19 protein-coding genes and 1 pseudogene are annotated in these 23,433 nt (G+C 59.6%); 7 read left to right on the top strand and 13 right to left on the bottom strand.

The window, feature by feature from the left end; genetic code table 11:
• Positions 1-4: 4 nt before the first annotated feature.
• The 4 genes from pheA to mtnA all read right to left on the bottom strand — a co-directional run bounded on the left by pheA (position 5) and on the right by mtnA (position 6,471).
• The gene (gene pheA, locus HKK55_RS05485) at positions 5-1,099 is read right to left on the bottom strand and encodes a prephenate dehydratase (protein ID WP_029298704.1); all 1,095 of its coding nucleotides are present in this window, start codon (positions 1,097-1,099) and stop codon (positions 5-7) included.
• Complete coding sequence (gene serC / locus HKK55_RS05480) at positions 1,099-2,184, bottom strand: 3-phosphoserine/phosphohydroxythreonine transaminase (protein WP_169353702.1); 1,086 nt, start codon at positions 2,182-2,184, stop codon at positions 1,099-1,101. The genes pheA and serC overlap by 1 nt, the downstream gene beginning before the upstream one ends.
• Before the next feature lie 243 nt (positions 2,185-2,427).
• Complete coding sequence (gene gyrA / locus HKK55_RS05475; protein WP_169353701.1) at positions 2,428-5,091, bottom strand: DNA gyrase subunit A; 2,664 nt, start codon at positions 5,089-5,091, stop codon at positions 2,428-2,430.
• A gap of 303 nt (positions 5,092-5,394) precedes the next feature.
• Entirely contained in the window at positions 5,395-6,471 is a 1,077-nt protein-coding gene (gene mtnA, locus HKK55_RS05470; RefSeq protein ID WP_169353700.1) for an S-methyl-5-thioribose-1-phosphate isomerase, read from the bottom strand.
• Positions 6,472-6,580: 109 nt separating this feature from the next.
• On the opposite strand from mtnA, the gene HKK55_RS05465 reads away from it, so the two are divergent.
• The 6 genes and pseudogenes from HKK55_RS05465 (at position 6,581) to HKK55_RS05445 (ending at position 11,523) form a co-directional block, all read left to right on the top strand.
• A complete protein-coding gene (locus HKK55_RS05465; protein ID WP_169353699.1) occupies positions 6,581-7,912 on the top strand; it encodes a TRZ/ATZ family hydrolase in 1,332 nt (443 codons plus the stop codon).
• A 62-nt stretch (positions 7,913-7,974) separates the two neighbouring features.
• Positions 7,975-8,673 (top strand): bifunctional 2-polyprenyl-6-hydroxyphenol methylase/3-demethylubiquinol 3-O-methyltransferase UbiG, encoded by a 699-nt coding sequence (gene ubiG / locus HKK55_RS05460; RefSeq protein ID WP_169353698.1) that lies wholly within the window; start codon positions 7,975-7,977, stop codon positions 8,671-8,673.
• 4 nt (positions 8,674-8,677) lie between these two features.
• Entirely contained in the window at positions 8,678-9,349 is a 672-nt protein-coding gene (mupP, locus tag HKK55_RS05455; protein ID WP_169353697.1) for an N-acetylmuramic acid 6-phosphate phosphatase MupP, read from the top strand.
• A 25-nt stretch (positions 9,350-9,374) separates the two neighbouring features.
• Positions 9,375-9,473 (top strand): annotated as a pseudogene (locus HKK55_RS29220) (outer membrane lipoprotein carrier protein LolA); the annotation flags it as partial.
• A gap of 11 nt (positions 9,474-9,484) precedes the next feature.
• On the top strand, positions 9,485-10,225 hold the full coding sequence (locus HKK55_RS05450) for a YciK family oxidoreductase (RefSeq protein WP_169353696.1): 741 nt from the start codon (positions 9,485-9,487) through the stop codon (positions 10,223-10,225).
• Positions 10,226-10,596: 371 nt separating this feature from the next.
• Positions 10,597-11,523 (top strand): GGDEF domain-containing protein, encoded by a 927-nt coding sequence (locus HKK55_RS05445; RefSeq protein WP_169353695.1) that lies wholly within the window; start codon positions 10,597-10,599, stop codon positions 11,521-11,523.
• Between the two features lie 21 nt (positions 11,524-11,544).
• On the opposite strand, the gene HKK55_RS05440 is transcribed toward HKK55_RS05445, so the two are convergent.
• The 7 genes from HKK55_RS05440 to HKK55_RS05410 form a co-directional block, all read right to left on the bottom strand.
• Positions 11,545-12,336 (bottom strand): TenA family transcriptional regulator, encoded by a 792-nt coding sequence (locus HKK55_RS05440; RefSeq protein WP_169353694.1) that lies wholly within the window; start codon positions 12,334-12,336, stop codon positions 11,545-11,547.
• A gap of 45 nt (positions 12,337-12,381) precedes the next feature.
• Positions 12,382-14,844, bottom strand: coding sequence for an EAL domain-containing protein (locus HKK55_RS05435; RefSeq protein WP_169353693.1), 2,463 nt, complete (start codon positions 14,842-14,844; stop codon positions 12,382-12,384).
• A gap of 190 nt (positions 14,845-15,034) precedes the next feature.
• Positions 15,035-16,831 carry an ABC transporter ATP-binding protein gene (locus HKK55_RS05430; protein WP_169357788.1) on the bottom strand — a complete coding sequence of 599 codons (1,797 nt, stop codon included), beginning with the start codon at positions 16,829-16,831 and terminating at the stop codon, positions 15,035-15,037.
• A gap of 16 nt (positions 16,832-16,847) precedes the next feature.
• Complete coding sequence (locus tag HKK55_RS05425; RefSeq protein WP_178128870.1) at positions 16,848-17,450, bottom strand: DsbA family protein; 603 nt, start codon at positions 17,448-17,450, stop codon at positions 16,848-16,850.
• 36 nt (positions 17,451-17,486) lie between these two features.
• Positions 17,487-18,428, bottom strand: a complete 942-nt coding sequence (locus HKK55_RS05420) for a rhodanese-related sulfurtransferase (protein ID WP_169353691.1) — start codon at positions 18,426-18,428, stop codon at positions 17,487-17,489.
• Between the two features lie 117 nt (positions 18,429-18,545).
• A complete protein-coding gene (locus HKK55_RS05415) occupies positions 18,546-18,842 on the bottom strand; it encodes a BolA family transcriptional regulator (RefSeq protein ID WP_169353690.1) in 297 nt (98 codons plus the stop codon).
• Between the two features lie 6 nt (positions 18,843-18,848).
• Positions 18,849-19,367, bottom strand: coding sequence for a DUF2059 domain-containing protein (locus HKK55_RS05410; protein WP_169353689.1), 519 nt, complete (start codon positions 19,365-19,367; stop codon positions 18,849-18,851).
• Between the two features lie 194 nt (positions 19,368-19,561).
• Here HKK55_RS05410 and HKK55_RS05405 point away from each other — a divergent pair, with 194 nt between their 5' ends.
• On the top strand, positions 19,562-20,938 hold the full coding sequence (locus tag HKK55_RS05405; protein ID WP_169353688.1) for a class II fumarate hydratase: 1,377 nt from the start codon (positions 19,562-19,564) through the stop codon (positions 20,936-20,938).
• Positions 20,939-21,049: 111 nt separating this feature from the next.
• Here the strand turns inward: HKK55_RS05405 and HKK55_RS05400 are convergent, their stop codons facing one another.
• Both HKK55_RS05400 and HKK55_RS05395 read right to left on the bottom strand, forming a co-directional pair.
• Entirely contained in the window at positions 21,050-22,003 is a 954-nt protein-coding gene (locus tag HKK55_RS05400; protein ID WP_169353687.1) for a DMT family transporter, read from the bottom strand.
• A 150-nt stretch (positions 22,004-22,153) separates the two neighbouring features.
• Positions 22,154-23,338 carry a thiolase family protein gene (locus tag HKK55_RS05395; protein WP_169353686.1) on the bottom strand — a complete coding sequence of 395 codons (1,185 nt, stop codon included), beginning with the start codon at positions 23,336-23,338 and terminating at the stop codon, positions 22,154-22,156.
• Between the last annotated feature and the right edge of the window lie 95 nt (positions 23,339-23,433).

Raw genomic sequence — 23,433 nt, 5'->3', positions numbered from 1 at the left:
AGCCTCACAAAACCGCTTTCGGGTAAGAGCCCAGCACCTTGAGTGCCACGGCTTCCTGACTGATTTTCTCCAGCACACCCTTGACCAGCGGGTCGCGGTGATGGCCGACGAAGTCGATAAAGAACACATACGTCCATTTACCGCTGCGCGAAGGACGAGTCTCGATTCGCGTCAGGTCAATCCCGTTGTCATGGAACGGCACCAGTAACTCATGGAGCGCGCCGGGCTTGTTGCTCATGGAGACGATGATCGAGGTCTTGTCGTCGCCGGTAGGCGGCACTTCCTGACTACCGATCATCAGGAAGCGCGTGGAGTTGTCCGGGCGATCCTCGATTTTCTCGGCCAGGCGCGTCAACCCGTACAGACCGGCCGCCATATCCCCGGCAATCGCTGCCGAGTTCCACTCCCCCTTGACCCGCTTCGCCGCTTCGGCGTTGCTGGACACCGCCACGCGCTCGACATTCGGGTAATGGGCGTCCAGCCATTTACGGCACTGAGCCAGGGACTGGGCATGGGAGTAGATGCGGCTGATGCTGTCGGTCTTGGTATTTTCCCCCACCAACAGGTGGTGGTGAATACGCAGCTCGACTTCGCCGCAGATCACCATGTCGTGCTCAAGGAAGCTATCGAGGGTGTGGTTGACTGCGCCTTCGGTGGAGTTTTCCACCGGCACTACGCCAAAGTTCACCGCACCTGCCGCCACTTCGCGGAACACTTCATCGATCGCCGCCATCGGCTTGCTGATCACGGCATGGCCAAAGTGCTTCATGGCCGCAGCCTGGGTGAAGGTGCCCTCAGGGCCGAGGTAAGCCACTTTCAATGGCTGCTCAAGGGCCAGGCAGGAAGACATGATTTCACGGAACAACCGCGCCATCTCTTCATTACCCAACGGCCCCTGGTTACGCTCCATCACGCGCTTGAGCACTTGGGCTTCACGCTCCGGACGGTAGAAAACCGGCACTTCGCCTTCCGCCAGGGAGGCCATTTTCACCCGCGCAACTTCCTGGGCGCACCGCGCACGCTCACTGATCAGCTCCAGGACCTTGGTGTCCAGGGCATCAATGCGTACGCGCAGAGCCTTGAGTTCTTGCTCAGACATTAGCCGTGTTCCTTTTCGAACTCTACCATGTAGGCCACCAGCGCCTTTACGGCGTTGAGGTCGACAGCGTTATAGATGGAGGCGCGCATGCCACCTACCGAACGGTGGCCCTTGAGGTTCAGCAGGCCGCGCTCGTCGGCGCCGGCCAGGAACGGCTTGTCCAGGCGATCGTCAGCCAGACGGAACGGCACGTTCATCCACGAGCGGTCGGTCAGGTTGATCGGGTTGCTGTAAAGGCCGCTGGCGTCGATGAAGTCGTACAGGGTACGTTTCTTCTCTTCGTTAAGCTTGCCCATAGCGGCCACACCGCCCTGCTCTTTCAGCCATTCAAACACCAGGCCCGACAGGTACCAGGCGAAGGCTGGCGGGGTGTTGTACATCGAGCCGTTATCGGCCGCGACCTTGTAGTTGAGCATGGTCGGGCACAGCGAACGCGCACGACCCAGCAGGTCTTCACGGATGATATTGACCAGGATGCCGCTCGGGCCGATGTTCTTCTGGGCACCGGCGTAGATCATGCCGTAGCGGGACACATCGATCGGGCGCGAGAGAATGTCCGAAGACATGTCGCACACCAAAGGAACATCACCCACCTCTGGAACCCAGTCAAATTCCAGGCCGCCAATGGTCTCGTTCTGCACGTAGTGCACGTAGGCCGCATCCTTCGACAGCTTCCACTCGTTCTGACCGGGAATCGCGAAGTAGTCGTATGGCTTGGCAGTACCCGCCACGTTGACGTTGCCGTAGCGCGACGCCTCTTCGATGGCCTTCTGCGACCAGATACCGGTGTCGATATAGTCGGCAGTGCCATCTTCCGGCAACAGGTTCAGCGGCAGTTGGGCGAACTGCTGGCTCGCACCACCCTGCAGGAACAACACTTTGTAGTCGGACGGAATGCCCAGCAAGTCGCGCATATCCTGCTCGGCCTTGGTGGCGATGGACACGAACTCATCGCTGCGATGGCTCATTTCCATCACGGAGAGGCCTTTTCCATGCCAGTCGAGGAGTTCATCCTGCGCGCGCTGCAGGACTGCTTCAGGAAGCGCCGCGGGACCGGCACAGAAGTTATAGGCTCTCTTGCTCACATCCAATCTCGCTCTGATCTGGTGGGGTCTGCAATCATGTTCGGCAACGTTCCTGTTCCGGAGCGGGACCGTGTGGGAGCTGGCTTGCCTGCGATACAGACGCCTCGGTAGCTCAGTGATACCGCAGCGCTGCTATCGCAGGCAAGCCAGCTCCCACAGGGACCGCGTCCAGACAAAGGACGTGTATTTCACAAAGGACAAACAACAAGGGGGCGAATCTTCATCCGCCCCCTGTGTGTCCGCTTATTCCTGCGGCTCTTCTTCGTCTGCGGCAGCGTCGAGTGGTTGCTCGTCGATGCCGTCATCAGCACCACCGATCACCTGGCCCTCGAGCTCAATCCCTTCCTCGCCTTCAAACTCTTCGCCTTCGACTTCCGACGGCTCCTGGACACGCTCCAGGCCAACCAGGGTTTCGTCGCTGGCCAGCTTGATCAAGGTCACGCCCTGGGTGTTACGGCCCAGGCTCGACACTTCATCAACACGGGTACGCACCAGGGTGCCCTGGTCGGAAATCAGCATGATTTCCTCGCCATCGAGCACCTGGACCGCACCGACCAGGCGGCCGTTACGATCGTTGCTGACCATGGCGATAACACCTTGACCACCACGTTTGTACTCAGGGAACTCGCTGATGGCGGTACGCTTGCCGTAGCCACGGGCCGAAGCTGTGAGGATCTGGCTGCCTTCTTCCGGGATCAGCATGGAAATCAGCTTCTGCCCTTCCGGCAGACGCATGCCACGCACACCGCGGGCAGTACGGCCCATGGCGCGAACGTCGGATTCCTTGAAGCGAGTGACCTTGCCGCCGTCGGAGAACAACATGACTTCACGCTCGCCATCGGTGATGGCAGCGGAAATCAGTACGTCGCCTTCGTCCAGCTCCAGGGCGATCAGGCCCACGCTGCGTTGACGACTGAAGGACTCGAGCGGGGTCTTCTTCACGGTGCCGTTGGCGGTGGCCATGAAGATGTAGTGACCTTCGGTGTATTCCTCGACCGGCAGCATGGTGGTGATGTACTCACCCTCACCCAGCGGCAGCAGGTTGACCAACGGACGACCACGGGCCGCACGGGATGCTTCCGGGATTTCGTAGGTTTTCAGCCAGTACACCTTGCCCTTGCTGGAGAACAGCAGCAGCGTGGTGTGACTGTTGGCAACCAGCAGGTGAGCGATGTAGTCCTCATCCTTGACGCCGGTAGCCGATTTACCTTTACCGCCACGACGCTGGGCCTGGTACGCAGCCAATGGCTGGGTCTTGGCATAGCCACCGTGGGAGATGGTCACGACGCGCTCTTCTTCCGGGATCATGTCACCCAGGGTCAGGTCGAGACGGGCATCCAGAATTTCAGTGCGACGCACGTCGCCGTATTCGGCGCGGATCACTTCCAGCTCTTCGCGGATCACTTCCATCAAGCGCACAGCGCTGTTGAGGATGCGGATCAGCTCGCCGATCTGATTGAGGATCTCCTGGTACTCGGCCAGCAGCTTCTCGTGCTCCAGACCCGTCAGGCGGTGCAGACGCAGCTCCAGGATAGCCTGGGCCTGCTCTGGCGACAGGAAGTACTTGCCTTCACGCAAACCGTATTGCGGGTCCAGGGTCTCCGGACGGCACGAATCGGCACCGGCGCGCTCAACCATCGCCACTACGGCGCTGGATTCCCACGGCATCTTGATCAGTGCTTCCTTGGCTTCCGACGGAGTCGGAGACGCCTTGATCAGAGCAATGACCGGGTCAATGTTCGATAGCGCAACCGCCTGGCCTTCCAGGATATGGCCGCGTTCACGGGCCTTGCGCAGTTCGAACACAGTACGACGGGTAACCACTTCGCGGCGGTGACGTACGAAAGCTTCCAGCAGGTCCTTGAGGTTCAGGATCCGTGGGCGGCCGTCGATCAGAGCAACGACGTTGATACCAAACACGCTTTGCAACTGGGTCTGGGCGTAGAGGTTGTTGAGGATCACCTCAGGCACTTCGCCACGACGCAGCTCGATCACGACGCGCATACCGTCCTTGTCAGACTCATCGCGCAGTTCGGTGATGCCTTCAAGCTTCTTCTCTTTAACCAGCTCGGCGATCTTCTCGATCAGACGCGCCTTGTTCAACTGGTAAGGGAGTTCGGTGATGACGATCTGCTGACGACCACCGACCTTGTCGATGTCTTCGATCATCGAGCGGGCACGCATGTAAATACGGCCGCGACCGGTGCGGTAGGCTTCGATGATACCGGCGCGACCGTTGATGATCGCGGCGGTCGGGAAGTCCGGACCGGGGATGTATTGCATTAACTCATCAACGGTCAACTCTGGGTTGTCGATGAGGGCCAGGCAACCGTCGATGACTTCACCGAGGTTGTGTGGCGGGATGTTGGTGGCCATGCCCACGGCAATACCGCTGGAGCCGTTGACCAGCAGGTTGGGAATACGGGTCGGCATGACCGCCGGGATCATTTCGGTGCCGTCGTAGTTCGGCACCCAGTCCACGGTTTCTTTGTGCAGGTCAGCCAGCAGCTCGTGCGCCAGCTTGGTCATGCGCACTTCGGTGTATCGCATGGCTGCTGCGTTATCGCCGTCGACCGAACCGAAGTTACCCTGGCCGTCTACCAGCAGGTAGCGCAGGGAAAACGGCTGGGCCATCCGAACGATGGTGTCGTACACCGCAGTGTCGCCGTGAGGGTGATACTTACCGATCACGTCACCGACAACACGGGCAGATTTCTTGTACGGCTTGTTCCAGTCGTTACCCAGCTCGCTCATCGCGAACAGCACACGCCGATGCACGGGCTTCAAGCCATCGCGCGCATCAGGCAGTGCCCGACCGACAATTACGCTCATCGCGTAGTCGAGGTAGGACTGTTTCAGCTCGTCTTCGATATTGACCGGGAGGATTTCTTTGGCCAGTTCGCCCATGAGAAGCCTGATTCCTTTTTCGGGTGAAACCTCGTCACATCCATATGGGACGAACGAAGCTCGTCGCTGCTGGCATGGTGCCTGACAACGACTTACGACAAATCAACGAGTTATGACACGGATCTGCGCATTAAAGGCCACCCCTCGGGGTGACCCTGGAAACCGCCGAATGTTATCACAATCGCCGCCACGCACCTATCCCCCTGATGCGCATGGAGCATAGTTAGTTGACCGGTGACAGGCTTAAAGGGGACGAGAGGGGCTTAGAGCTGGATCCAAGCCATATTTAGAGGGCAGAAACCCTTAATGCAGCCGCTTACGACACATCAACTGCGCCAGTTTCGCCGCGTCCGGCCGCTCGACGATGCCCTTTTCCGTGACGATGACATCGATCAGGTCCGCCGGTGTCACATCAAACACGGGGCTAAACGCGCCCACATCGGCGGCAAGTCGCCTGTCACCGACCTCCAGCAACTCTCGCTCGTCACGTTCTTCAAGGGGGATTTCATCGCCACTGGCCAGCATCAGGTCGATGGTGGAGCTCGGCGCCACTACCATGAAACGCACGCCATGATGCATGGCACACACGGCCAACTGATAGGTGCCAATCTTGCTGGCCACGTCGCCATTGGCGGCAATGCAATCGGCGCCGACGATCACCCAGGTTATGCCTTTGGTCTTGAGGATATGTGCGCCCGCCGAATCGGCATTCACCGTGACCGGGATGCCCTCTCCCGCCAATTCCCAGGCCGTCAGCCGCGAACCTTGCAGCCAAGGGCGAGTTTCATTGGCATAAACCTGCTCGACCATGCCCTCCAGGAAGGCCGCACGAATCACCCCGAGGGCCGTGCCGACCCCGCCAGTGGCCAGCGCGCCAGCATTGCCATGGGTCAGAATGGCCTGGGCATTGCCCTGGTGCTTGCGGATCAACTCGACGCCGAGCTGGGCCATGGTGAGATTGGCCTCCCGATCACTTTCATGGATCGCAACAGCCTCAGCTTCCAGCACCACCAGCGGATCAGCGTGTTTCTTCACACGGTCCAGGCGGTCGCGCATCCGCTTGAGGGCCCAGAACAGGTTCGACGCGGTCGGACGGGTATCGGCCAGTAGCGCGTAGTCTTCTTCCCACGCAGCCTGCCAGTCACCGCCTTCGGCGATTCGCTCACGGGCGGCAAGCACCAAACCATAGGCAGCACTGATACCAATGGCCGGCGCACCACGCACGACCATCGAGCGAATGGCCTCGGCCACGGCCGCCGCACTGGTGCAGGCGACCCAGGTTTGCTCGAATGGCAACCTGCGCTGATCAAGCAGATACAAAGTGCCATCACGCCAATCGATGGCCTTCACCTTCTCCGCAGCCAACAGTCGGTCGCGCATCCCTCACCCCGCACTCATGAACAAAAGCCGCCGATTATAGCGATCCGCCAGCCAAGACGCTCGGGTATACTTCGCCACTTCTTAATAACAGCCTTGGACGACGCTCGCGATGACCCCAACTGCCGCCCCGCTGGACTTGTTGCTCCTGCCAACCTGGCTGGTACCGGTCGAGCCTGCTGGCGTGGTCCTCAAGGAGTACGGCCTGGGCATTCGCGACGGACGGATTGCCTTCATCGGGCCTCGTGCGCAAGCGCTGAAACTGGCCGCCAGCGAAGTCCGGGAATTGCCGGGCACGCTGCTCAGCCCTGGGCTGATCAACGCCCATGGGCACGCGGCCATGACCCTGTTTCGCGGCCTCGCCGACGACCTGCCGCTGATGACCTGGCTGGAAAACCACATCTGGCCCGCCGAAGCCAAGTGGGTCGATGAAGCCTTCGTGCGAGATGGCACCGACCTGGCCATCGCCGAGCAAATCAAAGGGGGCATCACCTGCTTTTCGGACATGTACTTCTTTCCGAAAGTTGCCAGCGAACGGGTGCACAACAGCGGCATTCGTGCACAGATCGCCATCCCGATCCTGGATTTCCCGATTCCCGGCGCCAGCACTGCCGACGAGGCCATTCGCCAAGGTGTCGAGCTGTTTGGCGACCTCAAGCATCACCCTCGGATCAAAATCACCTTCGGCCCGCATGCGCCGTATACCGTCTGCGATGAGAACCTGGAGAAAATCCGGGTGATCGCCGAAGAACTGGACGCCGGCATCCACATGCATGTTCACGAGACTGCTTTCGAAGTGCAGCAGTCGCTGGAACAGCACGGCGAGCGACCGCTGGCCCGCCTTGGGCGCCTGGGATTGCTCGGGCCGCGCTTCCAGGCTGTTCATATGACCCAAATCAGCGATGACGACCTGGCTTTACTGGTAGAAAGTAACAGCAGCGTCATCCATTGCCCCGAATCGAACCTGAAACTGGCCAGCGGCTTCTGCCCGGTGGAACGCCTGTGGCAAGCCGGCGTCAATGTGGCAGTAGGCACAGACGGCGCCGCCAGTAACAATGACCTCGACCTTTTGGGTGAAACCCGTACCGCAGCGCTGCTGGCCAAGGCCGTCGCCGGTTCCGCCACGGCGCTGGATGCCCATCGCGCCTTGCGTATGGCCACCCTCAATGGTGCTCGGGCCATGGGCCTGGAAAGCGAAATCGGCTCACTGGAAGTCGGCAAGGCCGCAGACATAGTAGCTTTCGACCTGTCAGGCCTGGCGCAACAACCGATCTACGATCCTGTCTCGCAGCTTATATATGCCACCGGACGCGATTGTGTGAAACACCTTTGGGTCGGCGGCAAGCAATTGCTCGACGACCGGCAACTGACCCGTCTGGATGAGCAGCAGTTGTGCTCCACGGCCATCGCCTGGGGCCAACGCATCAGCGGACACACCGAATAACGCGGCGCCTGAGCCCCCTCTCGGGACCCGCAAACCGTTTTATCAGATTTAGAGGATGACCCATGAGCAACGTCGACCACGCTGAAATCGCCAAATTCGAAGCCCTGGCCCATCGCTGGTGGGATCGCGAAAGCGAGTTCAAGCCCCTGCACGATATCAACCCGCTGCGCGTCAACTGGATCGACGAACGGGTCAATCTGGCTGGCAAGAAAGTACTTGATGTAGGCTGCGGCGGCGGCATTCTCAGCGAAGCCATGGCCCAGCGCGGCGCAACCGTGATGGGCATCGACATGGGTGAAGCACCACTGGCCGTGGCGCAACTGCACCAGCTGGAATCGGGCGTCAGCGTCGAATATCGGCAGATCACCGCCGAAGACCTGGCAGAAGAGATGCCCGAGCAATTCGACGTGGTCACCTGCCTGGAAATGCTGGAGCACGTGCCTGACCCTTCGTCGGTGATCCGCGCGTGCTTGCGCATGGTCAAGCCGGGCGGCCAGGTGTTTTTCTCCACCATCAACCGCAATCCGAAGGCTTATCTGTTCGCGATCATCGGCGCCGAATACATCATGAAACTGCTGCCTCGCGGCACCCATGACTTCAAGAAATTCATCCGCCCCTCCGAGCTGGGTGCCTGGAGCCGCCAGGCCGGCCTGACCGTCAAAGACATCATCGGCCTGACCTACAACCCGCTGACCAAGCATTACAAACTGGCCAGCGACGTTGACGTCAACTACATGATCCAGACCCTGCGAGAGGAGTAAGCCTGTGAAGTTGCGAGCGGTTCTTTTCGACATGGACGGTACCCTGCTGGACACCGCGCCGGACTTTATCGCCATCTGCCAGGCCATGCGCGCCGACCGTGGCCTGCCGCCGATGAACGACCAACACATCCGCGATGAAATTTCCGGTGGCGCCCGGGCAATGGTCGCCGTGACCTTCTCCATGGACCCGGAATCTCCAGGTTTTGAAGAGTTGCGCCTGGAGTTCCTGGAGCGCTACCTCAGGGGTTGCGCGATTCACAGCAAGTTGTTCGACGGGATGGCCGAGCTGCTGGCCGACATCGAAAAATCCAAGCTGATCTGGGGCGTGGTCACCAATAAGCCGCTGCGCTTCGCCGAACCGATCATGGAGCAACTGGGCCTGGCCAAGCGCTCGGCGCTGCTAATCTGCCCGGACCACGTGAAAAACAGCAAACCGGATCCAGAACCGCTGATCCTGGCCTGCAAGATGCTCGACCTGGATCCGACCAGCGTGCTGTTCGTCGGCGATGACCTACGGGATATCGAATCGGGACGCGACGCCGGGACTCGCACCGCCGCCGTCACCTACGGCTATATTCACCCGGATGACAACCCGCGTAACTGGGGTGCCGATGTCGTGGTGAATCATCCGCTGGAGCTGCGTCAGGTGCTGGATAACGCGCTGTGCAGTTGCTGAATACCTTCCCACTGTAGGAGCGAGCTTGCTCACGAAGGGCGTCAACGATAATGCGGGGAGCCTGACTCCCCGCGGCGCACTCAAATTTTTCGCGAGCAAGCTCGCTCCTACAATGAATTTCTGTTGAGGTCGTTTATGTTTGATTACTCTGCACGCCCAGAGCTACTTAAAGACCGGGTCATCCTGGTGACCGGTGCTGGTCGCGGGATTGGCGCGGCAGCGGCAAAAACCTATGCCGCCCATGGCGCCACCGTGCTGTTGCTGGGCAAGACCGAAGCCAATCTGGCCAAGGTCTATGACGAGATCGAAGCAGCCGGCCATCCCCAACCAGTGGTGATTCCATTCAACCTGGAGACCGCCCTGCCCCACCAGTACGACGAACTGGCGGCAATGATTGAACAGGAATTCGGCCACCTCGACGGCCTGCTGCACAACGCCTCGATCATCGGCCCACGCACACCGATCGAACAATTGTCCGGCGAGAACTTCATGCGGGTGATGCATATCAACGTCAACGCCATGTTCATGCTTACCAGCACCCTACTGCCACTGCTCAAGCTGTCCCAGGACGCCTCGGTGGTGTTCACTTCCAGCAGCGTAGGCCGCAAGGGCCGCGCCTATTGGGGCGCCTACGGGGTGTCGAAGTTTGCCACCGAAGGCCTGATGCAGACCCTGGCCGATGAACTCGAGACCGTCGCTCCAGTGCGCGCCAACAGCATCAACCCAGGCGGAACCCGCACCAGCATGCGTGCCCAGGCCTACCCGGGGGAAAATCCTGCCGATAACCCGACACCTGAAGAAATCATGCCGGTATACCTGTACCTGATGGGGCCGGACAGCACTGGCATCAACGGGCAGGCGTTCGACGCGCAATAAGGCGCGCTCACAGGTGCTGTCGAGTAAAGCGAAGCTGCGATCCCTTGAAGATCCATCTCACACTCGACAGCGCCTACGCCAACTTATTGCCGCCCCCTCCCCACCCCTATTTTCCAACGAAAACCCAACCAACTGAATTCAAAGCACTTTCACGCTGCGAAGGCAAATGGCACGAATTTCGCTGAGATCTCTCACACACAGGTGGCACAAAGACACGACGTGCGGCACGGAAACAGGGGTTATAACCCCCAGCAAAGCGGTCTAGACTATCCCTATGTCCTACGGAACTGAAGGAACAGTAAGACGCTTGGCACTCGCCGCTCTCATCCAGCCTGTAAGACAGCATTAAGTGCTTAGAGGCCTATCAGTTTATGAAAACACCGACCCAGACCAACGCAATTGACTTCGATAGCGCAAAATTGCAACGCCTGGGCTTTGGTCAACCTTCTCTTCTCGCGCGGCGCCCCGCCACAGCCCCCCAACTTCGCCAGCAACTGAGCCTGCAATTGCAGACCAGCCTGGAGCCTGAGCGCATCCTCGGTTTGTTTTTCCGGGAAATCCAACGTCTGGTACCCCTCGACGCCCTGCAATACCGTCACGAAACCAGCGATTTGCGCCTGGAATACGGTCAGCGAGGCCACCACTCAGTGAGCTACACCCTCAGTCACGAAGGTGAACACTTGGGCGAGTTGGTCTTTCGGCGCAATCAGCGCTTCCTAGACGATGAGCAGGGCAAGCTGGAGTCACTGTTGGCAACGCTGCTCTACCCGATGCGCAACGCCCTGCTGTACCGCGCCGCAACCCGCAGCGCCCTGCGTGACCCACTGACCGAAACCGGTAACCGCATCGCCATGGACCAGACCCTGCAACGGGAAATCGACATGGCCAGGCGGCACCTACATCCGCTGTCATTGCTGATGCTGGATATTGATCACTTCAAGCGCATCAACGACAGCCACGGCCACGCCGCTGGCGATAAGGTGCTCAAGGCCGTCGCCGCCTCGATCAAGAGCCAACTGCGCAATGTGGATATGGTATTCAGGTTTGGCGGGGAAGAGTTTCTGATCCTGCTGTCCAACACTGGACGGGACGCTGCAGCCATGGTCGGAGAGCGCCTGCGCCAGGCAGCACAGGCCCAGGATTATTGGGCAGATGGGATATGTATCGAATTGACGGTGAGCCTGGGCTGCTCGACGTTGCTGGCTGGAGAGTCCGCCGAGAGCGTGTTGCGCCGGGCGGACAATGCCTTGTATGTGGCCAAGCGCGAAGGCCGCAATCGCTTGGCAATGGCGGGGTAATCACACCCCGCCATCCTCGCATCAGGCCTCGCTGGCGACCAGCGTCGGACGCTCACGGACTGCCGGCGCTTTCTCCAACTGCATGCAACGCTCCAGGAACAGATACATGTAGTCGTAACTCTTGCACACCGCTTGACGCAACTCGACCTGCAGCGCCTTGCTCGGGTTCATCCCGGCCAGCGTGCAAATGATTTCCAGCGCTTCCCATGGGTGGGCATCATCGTACTGGGCATGCATCTTCAGCCATTTCATCGCACGCTTACGATCTTCCTCAGGGAAGGCCGCCGCGTAGACGCCAGTCGAACACACCACGGCAGACCACTCCCCAGTAGCCCCCTCGATGGCGTAGTTGGTGGCGGCGATAGCGACAATCAGCGAATCGGCCGAACTGGTGTGCCAGCACCAATGACTCAGGGCATGCAACTCAGGCGGCACGTTCTGCGCCTGCAACTCTTCCAGGCTGACACCGTGGGCACGAGCCCAGTGCACCCAATAATCGGCATGGTTCAGTTCCACGCGAATATTGCGCATCAACCAGCGCCGCGCCATATCTTCCCCAGGATGACGGGCGAACTTGGTCTTGGTGAGGTTCTGTGCCATGTACAACGCAAACTGTTCCACCACCGGCCAACCACCAATCAGGTAGTGACGCATAGTCTTGGCACTGAGCTTGTTATCGCGCATGCGCTGGTACAGTTCGTGTTCGACAACTCGGCGCTTGCTCTCGCTACAGTCCTGGATCAATTGCTGAGCCCAGGCGGGGTAACTTGAGGCTTCCATAAGCGGACCGGTTCTGTTGAATGTGTCGATCACTGTCGGGCTCCTTTTGATGTGTGATTGTACAGACCAGCAAATGTTTCAGCGGAACGTGCCAGGCGCCTTGAATAACAAGGGCTGTGGTCGTACAGGTCGACACTGCAAACTGTCAAAGGTAAACAACTGCGGGCGCTCAATCAGGTATCCCTGAGCATAGTCCACACCAATCTCAAGCAGGGCTTGTTCGATCTGCGGTGTTTCGACAAATTCGGCAATTGTGCGTTTACCCATGACATGACCGATGTGATTGATCACTTCGACCATAGCGCGGTTAATCGGGTCGTCCAGCATATCCTTTACGAAACTTCCATCGATCTTCAGGAAGTCTACAGGTAAATGTTTAAGATATGCGAATGAGGACATTCCGGCACAGAAGTCATCTAAGGAAAAATGGCAACCTAACTCTTTGAGTTCATTGATAAAGCGAATTGCACTGCCCAAATTCGAGATCGCACTGGTCTCAGTAATTTCAAAACAAATCATTTCCGCAGGTATGTTGTAGGCACTGAACTTCTCACGCAAAAAGCCGAGAAAAGCATCATCGCCAATAGTAATACCTGACAGATTGATCGCACACATGGCCATGGGCCGGCCTGGGCGCTCAAGCATGCACCGGGCAATGATCTTGAATACATTCTCCACCACCCAGCGGTCCAGAGAGGTCATCAGGCCATAACGTTCTGCGGCCGGAATAAAACTGTCGGGCAAGATAATCCGACCGGCCTCGTCGTGCAGGCGCAACAGGATCTCGATGTGTCCATTGTCAGGGTCGGTATGCCCCAGGGGCGCAATTTCCTGGGCGTACAGGCAGAAACGGTTCTCCTCCAGAGCCATGTGCAGGCGCTGCACCCAGGCCATTTCGCCAAAGCGCAGGGACAATTCCGAGTCATCCGCGTGATAAACCTGCACCCGGTTGCGTCCCTTTTCCTTGGCCATGTAGCAGGCCATGTCGGCGGCCCGCAGCGAAGTTTCAAGGGTGGTTGGGGTTTGCGAGATGTGCACCAGACCGATACTGACAGTGGTCACAAACGGCCGGCCCTTCCACACGAAATGCAGGCTTTGTACCGTATGGCGCAGGCTTTCAGCGATTTTTTCCGCCACCGGGGCCGGGCAATTCTCCAGCAGAATGCCGAATTCATCGCCGCCCAGGCGGGCCAGGGTGTCACCTTCGCGCAGGTCGGACTGCAACAACGCGCAGATATGCCGTAGTAGCTCATCACCTGCCGCATGACCGCAGGTGTCATTGACCAGTTTGAACTGATCCAGGTCGAGGAACATCAACGCATGGCGCCCCGTTTGCTGGCGCCCAAGGTTGTGCAGCACTTGTTCCAGGCGATACTCAAACTCACGGCGGTTGGCCAGGCCGGTCAAGGCGTCATGGGTCGCCTGCCAGGATAGGTTGGCGATGTACTGCCGCTCCTGGGTCATGTCGTGCAGCACCAACACCGCGCCGCTGACCTTGCCTGCACTGCGGATCGGCGCGCCCACCAGGGTCACGGAAACCGTGCTGCCATCCACTCGCTGGATCAACTTTGAATGCTCACTGCCACCACTGAGCTGGCCGTCAAGGATGTGCTCAATCAGGGTAAAACCATCAGACTGGGCGTTTTCATCCAGCAGATTGAACAAGGCCGCCAGCGGCAACCCCTGGGCCTGGGAAGCTTTCCAGTGGGTCAGGACCTCGGCCGCCGGGTTCATGTAGGCAATGGCGCCGTCGACATCCGTGGTAATCACCCCGTCACCAATGGACTCAAGGGTGATCTGCGCCCTCTCCTTCTCCAACTGCAAGGCATCGGCAAAAGCATGCCGCTGGGCCAGCAACTTGTGGGTACGCAACAACGCCAGGGCGATCAAGCCCAAGGCCGTGGCCAGGTTGGTCACCAGCAGCAGCCGCAAAATCATGCGTGAGCCTTCGCCCAAGGCATCACTGAACGCCTTGGCGGCCGGCGTCACGCCATCGTTGATGGCAAAGATGCGCTCTTTCCAGCGGCTCACGTCGCCACTGTTCACCTGATTACTGACAATCGCCCTGTGCATCTTCTGCGCCAGGTCATCCAACTGCACCAGGTAGCCATCCCCCACCGTCCACAACTCGATGGCTTTTTCCAAGTAACTGAAATGGCGAAAGTTGAGGTACAGCCAAATCACACTGGAGACGTCATCACGATGGTTGCCACCCTTGAGAATGCCCAGGCGCGCTGCCTCCAGGTCTGGCGTAGGACGGTCCAGCGCCACCCGCAGTTCATGCCCGCCCTGAGGCACGGCAATGGCATTCTGGTATTTGAGATAAGTGCCTTCATCGCGGCTATCCGCGTACAGCGTAAGGTAGTAGATGGCATCCTTCTGGCCCTTGGACCAGAGGCTCTCACCGGCCACATAGCCGCGCACCGCTGAAAGCACGTAAAGACTGACGCCGCCCATCAATGCCTGAAACAGCACGACGGCAATAAATGGCCAGACAATGCCCAACAACCGAGGTGTTCCGAGAGTCCGCTTTTGCTTCATGAGGTCCCTTGCACAAGCACAGGCCAGTGGATAACCGCTCCTGACAGCGCAGCCCAAGCTAAATGCGGTCCATCCACATGGATGTCCCGGATCGATTTAGCGCCCACTTCATGAAACGAAGCAGGAAAGCCGCTTTCCCCACGGGGAACTCACGTACTAAGCACAGAAATTCGTTTGAAACTCAACAACCTCAGCGCACCTGCTGTAAATGTCCGTACAGCTTGGCGTAGAGCCCGCCGTCGGCAATGAGCTGCTGATGGTCGCCATCTTCGGCAATATGTCCACCATCGAACACCAGTACGCGGTCAGCCTGTTTTACCGCCGACAGCCGGTGGGCAATGATCAGTGTAGTACGACCACTGAGAAACCGCGCCAATGCCTGGTGCAGGTTGTACTCGGTGGCCGCGTCCAGGGCAGAGGTGGCTTCATCGAGTATGACCACTTTCGGCTCAGCCAGGACCATCCGCGCGATGGCCAGACGCTGACGCTGCCCACCGGAAAAACGCACCCCTGAGCGCCCTACCACACTGTCCAACCCCAAAGGCAGAGCCTTGACGGTAGCATCCAGCTGGGCGATTTCCAGTGCCTGCCAGCAGGCTTGATCGCTGCGTTCACGGCCCATGGTCAGGTTGGCGCGCACGGTATCGTTGAATAACGCCGGGTGCTGCAGCACCACCGCAACGTTCTCGCGAATCGTCGCAAGGCCAATCTCCTGCTGAGTCGCGCCACCAAAACGGATTGTGCCCGCCTGCGGTGTATAGAGCCCCAGCAACAGTTGTACCAGGGTGCTTTTACCGCCACCGCTGGCGCCGACAATCGCCACCTTCTCACCCGGCGCAATGACCAGGTTGAGTTGGTCGAGTACTAGCTCTTCGCCATACCCGAAATCAAGGCCACGCACCTCGATCCCCACCGTCTCGCGATCAACAAAAGGGTCGGCGCCGCCCGCGTATTGCGGCTCGTCCGCACGGGCCAACAACTCGTTGATCCGTGTCAGCGCCCCGCCTGCCGCGTAATAGGCATATTGCAGGTTCAGCAGTTGCTCCACCGGGCCGATCATGAACCACAGGTAGCTGAACACGGCGAGCATCTGGCCGATGGACAGATCGGAAAACAGCACCGTGAGCATCGCCGCCGCGCGGAAAATGTCGATACCGAACTGGAACAGCAAGCCACTGGCGCGGCTGGAGGCATCGCTTTTCCACTGAGAGTTGACTGCAAAATCCCGCACTTCCTGGGCCCGCCGGCCCAGGCGCCCGAGGAAAAACCCCTGACGGTTGCCCGCGCGTACTTCCTGGATCGCGTCGAGGGTTTCGGTCAGGGCCTGGGTAAACCGCGACGTGCTGTCGTTTTCCAGCTTTTTCAGGTGCTTGACCCGCTTGCCCAACTGCACCGTGGCATAGATCACCAACGGGTTGAACAGCAGGATCAACAATGCCAACTGCCAATGCATCCACATCAAGATCGCGGAGGTGCCCACCAGGGTCAGCATCGCCACCAGGAAACGACTCAAGGTCTCGCCGACAAACTTGTCCACGGTATCCAGGTCGGTGACCAAGTGGGTGGTCACGGTGCCGCTGCCCAGGCTTTCGTATTCACTCAGTGAAATCCGCTTGAGCCGTTCGATCAACCTCACCCGGATGCGGTAGACGATGTCTTTGGCCAGCCGCGCGAATAATCGTGCCTGCAATACGTTGAACACCAAGGCACCGCAGCGCAAGGCCAGGGTCACCAGCAACATCAAGCCGATATAGCCAGCCGCTTTCTGCCAGCCCAACGGCAGCGCATGGTTCATCACTTTCAGCGCCGCGTCGCCATGTCCCAGTAGCACTTCGTCCACCAGCAGCGGCAACAACAGGGGAATTGGCACGCTGCACAAGGTCGCCAGCACGGCGACGCCATTGGCGATCCACAGGGATTTCTTGTGATGCAGGGCCAGACGGCGAACTTCCGCCCAGGTCAGTCGATCGATACGCTGGGATGGCACAGTGCTGTCAGGCTGATCAGGCACAGGTAGCGCGCTCCAGCCAGCGACCGAGCAAGGGCGACAGCTCGGACAGCGGCTGGTAGCCGTTGGTCAGCAGCGCCAACTGACCATTGCGCTCGGCCAGCAGCGTGGGGAAGCCGGCAATGCCCAAGTCCTGGACCCAAGTGAAGTCGGCAGCGGTGGCCGCATGCTGATCGGCACGGTCAAAGGCTTCAGCGAATTCGATCCGCGGCACGCCGGCGGTCTCGGCCAACTCCACCAGAACGCTGGCCTGGGTGACATCCCGGCCATGCATATAAAACGCACGCTGGATCAGGCCCAACAGCTTCCAGGCGCAATCCGGGGCCAGGCTGCGGGCCGTGACCAGGGCGCGGCAGGCGGGCTCGGTGTCGTAGACAAAACCTTCAGGCAGTGCACCGTCCAGCTTGAATGGTTGACCGGTGGCTTCGGTGACCGCCTGCCAATGCTCGAGGATGTAGCGTCGGGTCGCCGGTTCCAGTGCCGCACCACTGCCGGTGCGCAAACCGCCCACCACCAGGTGCAATTCGACACCGGCGGCCTGCGCCTGCTCCACCAGTGCCTCGGCTACTGGCGCGAAGCCCCAGCACCAGGAACACATCGGGTCCATTACATAGAGCAGGCGCGCGGACATGGTTCAGGCCTCGGAAGATGATTGCTTATAGTTGTAGCCAATCGGGTGCGGCATATTGCGGGCCTTGGCCAGCTCAATCTGCTTCTGCCGATCGATGGCGCTGCGACGGGTTTTCTCGGAAAGTTTATCCCAGCAGTGCGGGCAACTGATGCCGGCCACGTAGTGCTCGGACGTGCGGTCTTCGATACTGATCGGTGTGCGGCAGGCATGACATTGATCGTAGTCGCCTTCGCTCAAGTCGTGGCGCACAGTGACGCGATTATCGAAGACAAAGCAGTCGCCCTGCCATTTGGTTTCTTCCTGAGGCACCTCTTCGAGGTATTTCAGGATGCCACCCTTGAGGTGATACACCTCGTCGAAACCTTCGCTGAGCATATAGCTCGAAGCTTTTTCGCAACGAATGCCGCCCGTGCAGAACATCGCGACTTTCTTGTGCTTGGCCGGGTCGAAGTTGGCTTTGATGTAATCGGGAAACTCGCGAAAACTGGTGGTCTTCGGGTCGATGGCGCCTTCAAAGGTGCCGATCGACACTTCGTAGTCGTTGCGGGTGTCGATCAGCAAGACTTCAGGGTCGCTGATCAGCGCATTCCAGTCTTGCGGCTCGACATAGGTGCCGACTTTCTTGTTGGGGTCGACGCCTTCGACGCCCAGGGTCACGATCTCTTTCTTGAGCTTGACCTTGGTGCGGTAGAACGGTTGCTCGTCGCAGTACGACTCTTTATGGTCGATATCGTCCATACGCGGGTCGTTCTTGAGCCAGGCCATCAGGCCATCAATGCCTTCACGGCTGCCGGAAACGGTGCCGTTGATGCCTTCTTCGGCGATCAGCAAGGTGCCTTTGATGCCATTGTCGACCATCGCCTGCAGCAGTGGCTCGCGCAGGGCAACGTAATCTTCCAGGGTGACGAACTTATACAGTGCCGCCACGACAATAGGGTGTGTCATGGGTATCTCTCCAGGTGGCTACCCTCGCAAAGGGTGAACCGGATGCAAAAAAAACGCGCCGACTGAGCGGCGCGTTGCGGATTCTAGCAAATGCCAGGTGTCAGAGACACCTTCTGATCAGCTATGGCCGCCAGCGCAGGTCGGCGAGGCCGGGGCTGCGTCGATTTTCGCCCATTCTTCAGGCGTATAGGTATGCAGCGCCAACGCATGAAACTCGCTCATCAGGTCACCCAGGGTGGCGTAGACCTTCTGGTGGCGCTTGACGCGGTTGAGCCCGTCGAACTGCTGGCTGACCAGCACGGCCTTGAAGTGAGTCTGCAACCCACGGCTGTGCATATGGCTTTCATCCAGCACGCTCAGGTGTTCCGGGTCCAGGGCGACAAGTGCCGCTTCAATACGCTGTTGCATGGTCATTCCTGATTACTTCTTTTTGGCCGGTGCTGCGGCTTTCGGTGTCAGTTCGTTGGTCATGTCTTCCAACAGCTTGTTCACCACAGGTACTGCGCTTTCCAGCTTGGCCTGGGTCATCTGGGCCGATTGCTGGGTCAACTGAGGCATTTTTTCCAGGACTTTCTTGCCCAGGGGCGACTGGTAGAACGCAACCAAGTCCTTGAGCTCGGATTCGCTGAAGTTAGTGGTGTAGAGCTTGACCATGTCAGGCTTGAGTTTGTTCCAGCCGATGGCCTGGTCCAGGGCAGCGTTGGCCTTGGCCTGGTAGCTGTCCAGCACGCTTTGCTTGGTAGCAGGCGCCTTGGTCTGCTCGAAACGCTGAGCGAACATTTGCTGCACTTGCATGTACACCGGGGTACCCAGCTTGTCAGCATGGGCCAGCGTAAGGAAGGCTTCGGCACTGGCGTTGTGGCTGGCGGTATCGGCAAAAACCTGGCCGCTGGCACATACCAGAGCAACCGCGGTACAGATGGCACGAAGACGAGTCATCGAGTTTCCTTTTCTAGCAGGCGAGGTAAGACCCCAAGGGCGACCATTCTGCGCCTAAAAAACCTCGGCGCTCAACCCCACCCCTTATAGAGCCTGCATTTGCGCGACGAAAGTCGATAAACAGACCACAGGGGAACCCCTCACAGCGATCACGGCCTAAACTGCGAAATCATGTCTTGGAAGGAGTGTGCCCGATGAGCCGTATCGAAACCGACAGCCTGGGAGAAGTGCAAGTCCCGGACGACGCTTACTGGGGTGCTCAGACCCAACGCTCACTGGTCAACTTCGCCATTGGCGACCAGCGCATGCCCCTGGCGGTACTGCACGCACTGGCCCTGATCAAGAAAGCCGCCGCACGGGTCAACGACCGTAACGGCGACCTGCCCGCCGACATCGCCCGGCTGATCGAACAAGCCGCCGACGAAGTGCTCGACGGCCAGCACGACGACCAGTTCCCTCTGGTGGTCTGGCAGACCGGCAGTGGCACCCAGAGCAACATGAACGCCAACGAAGTGATCGCCGGTCGCGCCAACGAGCTCTCGGGCAAGCCCCGCGGCGGCAAAGTCCCGGTACACCCCAACGATCACGTCAACCGCTCCCAGAGTTCCAACGACTGCTTCCCCACCGCCATGAACATTGCGGCTGCCCAGGCGGTCAACCAGCACTTGTTGCCGGCCATCCGCGAGCTGTCCGGCGGCCTGGCGGAGTTGTCGGCGCGCCATATGAAGCTGGTGAAGACCGGTCGCACCCACATGATGGATGCCACGCCGATCACCTTCGGCCAGGAAGTCTCGGCGTTCATCGCGCAACTGGACTACGCCGAACGGGCGATTCGCAGCGCTCTGCCCCCCGTGTACGAGCTGGCTCAGGGCGGCACCGCCGTCGGCACCGGGCTCAACTCGCCCCACGGTTTTGGCGAGGCGATTGCATCGGAGCTGGGGGCGCTGTCAGGCCTGCCGTTTGTCACGGCGCCGAACAAGTTCGCCGCATTGGCCGGGCATGAACCGCTGACCACCTTATCTGGCGCCCTGAAAACCCTGGCCGTGGCCCTGATGAAAATCGCCAACGACTTGCGCCTATTGGGTTCCGGCCCTCGCGCGGGGCTGGCGGAAGTCAAGTTGCCAGCCAATGAGCCCGGCAGTTCGATCATGCCTGGCAAGGTCAACCCGACCCAGTGTGAAGCCCTGTCGATGCTGGCCTGCCAAGTGATGGGCAATGACGTGACCATCGGCTTTGCCGCCAGCCAAGGCCACTTGCAGTTGAACGTGTACAAGCCGGTGATTATCCACAACCTGCTCGAATCGATTCGCCTGTTGGCCGACGGCTGCAGCAACTTCCAACAGCATTGCATTGCAGGGTTGGAGCCTGACGCCGAACAAATGGCCCAGCACCTGGAGCGTGGCTTAATGCTGGTGACGGCGCTGAACCCGCATATCGGCTACGACAAGTCAGCTGAAATCGCCAAGAAGGCTTATGCCGAAAGACTGACGTTACGGGAAGCGGCGTTGGCGTTGGGTTACCTGACCGATGCTGAGTTTGATGCCTGGGTGAAACCGGAGAACATGGTGTAGCTGCTGTAGCTGCTGTAGCCGCTGCCGAGGCACGAGGCTGCAATGGGTGGCGAAGCGACCCCCGAGGGCGGTCCTGCGGACACGCATCGCAGCCTCGTGCCTCGGCATCGGCTACAACAGTCGTACCCGCCGGGCCCTGAGCCCGGCGAGCAACGAAGGCACCAATGCCACCATCGCAGACCCCAGCACCACCAACACCGCACCGCCATAACCCAACGCATTGATTTGCTCGGCATGCACATACTCGGGCCACAGCCCCGCCGCAACGGCTACTGCGGCAAAGGTCACCAAGGGCGTCATCGCCAGGGTCGCGCTGACCCGCGACGCCTCCCAATGGGCCAGCGCCTCGGCAAACGCACCGTAGGCAATCAGCGTGTTCAGGCAGCAGGCGAGCAACAGCCAGCCTTGCAGCGGGTTCAGTTGCAACGCTTCCAGAGGATGCGCCCAGGGCGTCAACAACACGGCGCACGACAGGTAGATCACCATCATCACCTGCAAGGAGTTCCATACCGTGAGCAACTGCTTCTGACCCAAGGCGTAGAAGGTCCAGATGGTGGTCGCGAGCAGGATGGTCAACACCCCGGCGGTGTAATTCCCCAAGGACGTCAGCAGTTCTTCCAGGCGCTGGTTGAAGAACAGCCCGAAACCGATAATCAGCACCAGCAGGCCCATGCCCTGCCCCACACTGAAGCGCTCCTTGAAGATGAACACACTGGCGATCATCAGAAAGATCGGCCCCACTTGCACCACCAGTTGCGCGGTACCCGGGCTCAGTAGGTTCAGCCCCACCAGATACAACACGTAGTTGCCCACCAGCCCGCACACCGCCATCGCTACCAGCCAGCCACCGCGCGGCCCCAACACGCTTCGACTCGGCAGGCGCTTGACCGTAGCGAGGTAGGCGAACAGGCAAAGGCCGGACACGGTCAGGCGAAACCAGGTCACGGTGATCGGGTCCATCACCTGCAGGACTTGCTTGAGCTTGATGGGCAAAATGCCCCAGAGCAGCGCGGTCAGCAGGGCCAGGGATAAACCGTAGACCCAGCGGCCGGATGAGATGTGCATGAGCGCCCCAAAAAGCCAGAGGTGGAGGAACCAGCATTCTAGGGTGATCAGGCGGGACTTGGGCGAGGTTTTTGTAGGACACGCCACAAATCAAATGTGGGAGCTGGCTTGCCTGCTCCCACACTGATCGGGTTTACAAGGCAAGATCGGTTAGCGCACGGCCTCAAACAGCCCGGTCGCGCCCATCCCACCACCCACGCACATGGTGACGATCCCATAACGCAAATTGCGCCGCTGCAACTCCCGCACCAGATGCCCGACCTGCCGCGACCCGGTCATGCCGAACGGGTGACCAATGGAAATCGACCCGCCGTTGACGTTGTATTTGGCATTGTCGATTTCCAACCGATTGCGCGCATACAGGCACTGGGAGGCAAACGCCTCATTGAGTTCCCACAGGTCGATATCCGCCACTTGCAACCCCCGCGCCTTAAGCAGCTTGGGCACAGAGAACACCGGGCCAATACCCATCTCGTCCGGCTCGCAGCCGGCCACCGTAAAGCCGCGAAAAAATGCCTTAGGTTTGAGCCCCAGTTCCAGGGCTTTTTCCAGGCTCATCACCAGCGTCATCGAGGCACCATCAGACAACTGCGACGAGTTGCCCGCCGTCACCGAGCCGTCCTCGGCGAACACCGGTTTCAAACCGGCCAGACTGGCCAAGGTGGTGTTCGGGCGGTTGCAGTCATCCCGATCCACCACGCCATCAAGGATCTGTACCTCACCGGTGTTTTTGTCCTCAACCTTGTACTTGACCTCCATCGGCACGATTTCATCATCGAACAGACCATCCGCCTGCGCCTGGGCGGTACGCTGCTGGCTTTGCAGGGCGTACAGATCCTGGTCTTCGCGGCTGACGTGGTAGCGGCGAGCGACTATTTCGGCGGTCTGGCCCATGGGGAAATAGATGCCCGGCACCTGCTCCTTGAGGAGCGGGTTGATCAGGTTGTCGGTGTTGACGCTTTTCATGGTCAGGCTGATGGACTCGACCCCGCCCGCAACGATGATGTCGCTGCAGCCAGAAGCAATCTGGTTGGCCGCGATGGCAATCGCCTGCAAACCCGAGGAGCAGAAACGGTTGAGGGTCATACCCGCCGTGCCTGTGCCCAGGCGCGACAACACCGCGACGTTGCGGCCAATGTTATAGCCCTGAGCCCCTTCGTTGGAGCCGGCGCCAACGATGCAATCCTCGACACTGGCCGGATCAATACCGTTGCGGGCCAGCAGCGCATTGACGCAATGGGCAGCCATGTCATCAGGGCGGGTCTGGTTGAACTTGCCGCGAAAAGACTTGGCCAGGCCGGTTCGCACGCTGTCGACAATCACTACTTCACGCATGGGCTTGCCTCTTGTTGTGGTGGTAGAGAGATGGATCGAGCATAGATCCAGCCCTCATCAACCGCGACAATCATTCATCCCGCGTATGTCTCAGG

Source organism: Pseudomonas sp. ADAK18, from assembly GCF_012935695.1.
Classification (GTDB): Bacteria; Pseudomonadota; Gammaproteobacteria; order Pseudomonadales; family Pseudomonadaceae; genus Aquipseudomonas.
The sequence above is the reverse complement of the archived record's forward strand: the minus strand, read 5'-3'. Positions and strand labels throughout refer to the sequence as shown.

What these genes read in the sequence shown, in the direction of transcription:
- pheA (WP_029298704.1), bottom strand. Translation starts at nt 1,099, where the DNA reads ATGTCTGAGCAAGAACTCAAGGCTCTGCGCGTACGCATTGATGCCCTG.
- gyrA (WP_169353701.1), bottom strand. Translation starts at nt 5,091, where the DNA reads ATGGGCGAACTGGCCAAAGAAATCCTCCCGGTCAATATCGAAGACGAG.
- mtnA (WP_169353700.1), bottom strand. Translation starts at nt 6,471, where the DNA reads ATGCGCGACCGACTGTTGGCTGCGGAGAAGGTGAAGGCCATCGATTGG.
- HKK55_RS05465 (WP_169353699.1), top strand. Translation starts at nt 6,581, where the DNA reads ATGACCCCAACTGCCGCCCCGCTGGACTTGTTGCTCCTGCCAACCTGG.
- ubiG (WP_169353698.1), top strand. Translation starts at nt 7,975, where the DNA reads ATGAGCAACGTCGACCACGCTGAAATCGCCAAATTCGAAGCCCTGGCC.
- HKK55_RS05450 (WP_169353696.1), top strand. Translation starts at nt 9,485, where the DNA reads ATGTTTGATTACTCTGCACGCCCAGAGCTACTTAAAGACCGGGTCATC.
- HKK55_RS05445 (WP_169353695.1), top strand. Translation starts at nt 10,597, where the DNA reads ATGAAAACACCGACCCAGACCAACGCAATTGACTTCGATAGCGCAAAA.
- HKK55_RS05435 (WP_169353693.1), bottom strand. Translation starts at nt 14,844, where the DNA reads ATGAAGCAAAAGCGGACTCTCGGAACACCTCGGTTGTTGGGCATTGTC.
- HKK55_RS05425 (WP_178128870.1), bottom strand. Translation starts at nt 17,450, where the DNA reads ATGTGTTCCTGGTGCTGGGGCTTCGCGCCAGTAGCCGAGGCACTGGTG.
- HKK55_RS05420 (WP_169353691.1), bottom strand. Translation starts at nt 18,428, where the DNA reads ATGACACACCCTATTGTCGTGGCGGCACTGTATAAGTTCGTCACCCTG.
- HKK55_RS05415 (WP_169353690.1), bottom strand. Translation starts at nt 18,842, where the DNA reads ATGACCATGCAACAGCGTATTGAAGCGGCACTTGTCGCCCTGGACCCG.
- HKK55_RS05410 (WP_169353689.1), bottom strand. Translation starts at nt 19,367, where the DNA reads ATGACTCGTCTTCGTGCCATCTGTACCGCGGTTGCTCTGGTATGTGCC.
- HKK55_RS05405 (WP_169353688.1), top strand. Translation starts at nt 19,562, where the DNA reads ATGAGCCGTATCGAAACCGACAGCCTGGGAGAAGTGCAAGTCCCGGAC.
- HKK55_RS05400 (WP_169353687.1), bottom strand. Translation starts at nt 22,003, where the DNA reads ATGCACATCTCATCCGGCCGCTGGGTCTACGGTTTATCCCTGGCCCTG.
- HKK55_RS05395 (WP_169353686.1), bottom strand. Translation starts at nt 23,338, where the DNA reads ATGCGTGAAGTAGTGATTGTCGACAGCGTGCGAACCGGCCTGGCCAAG.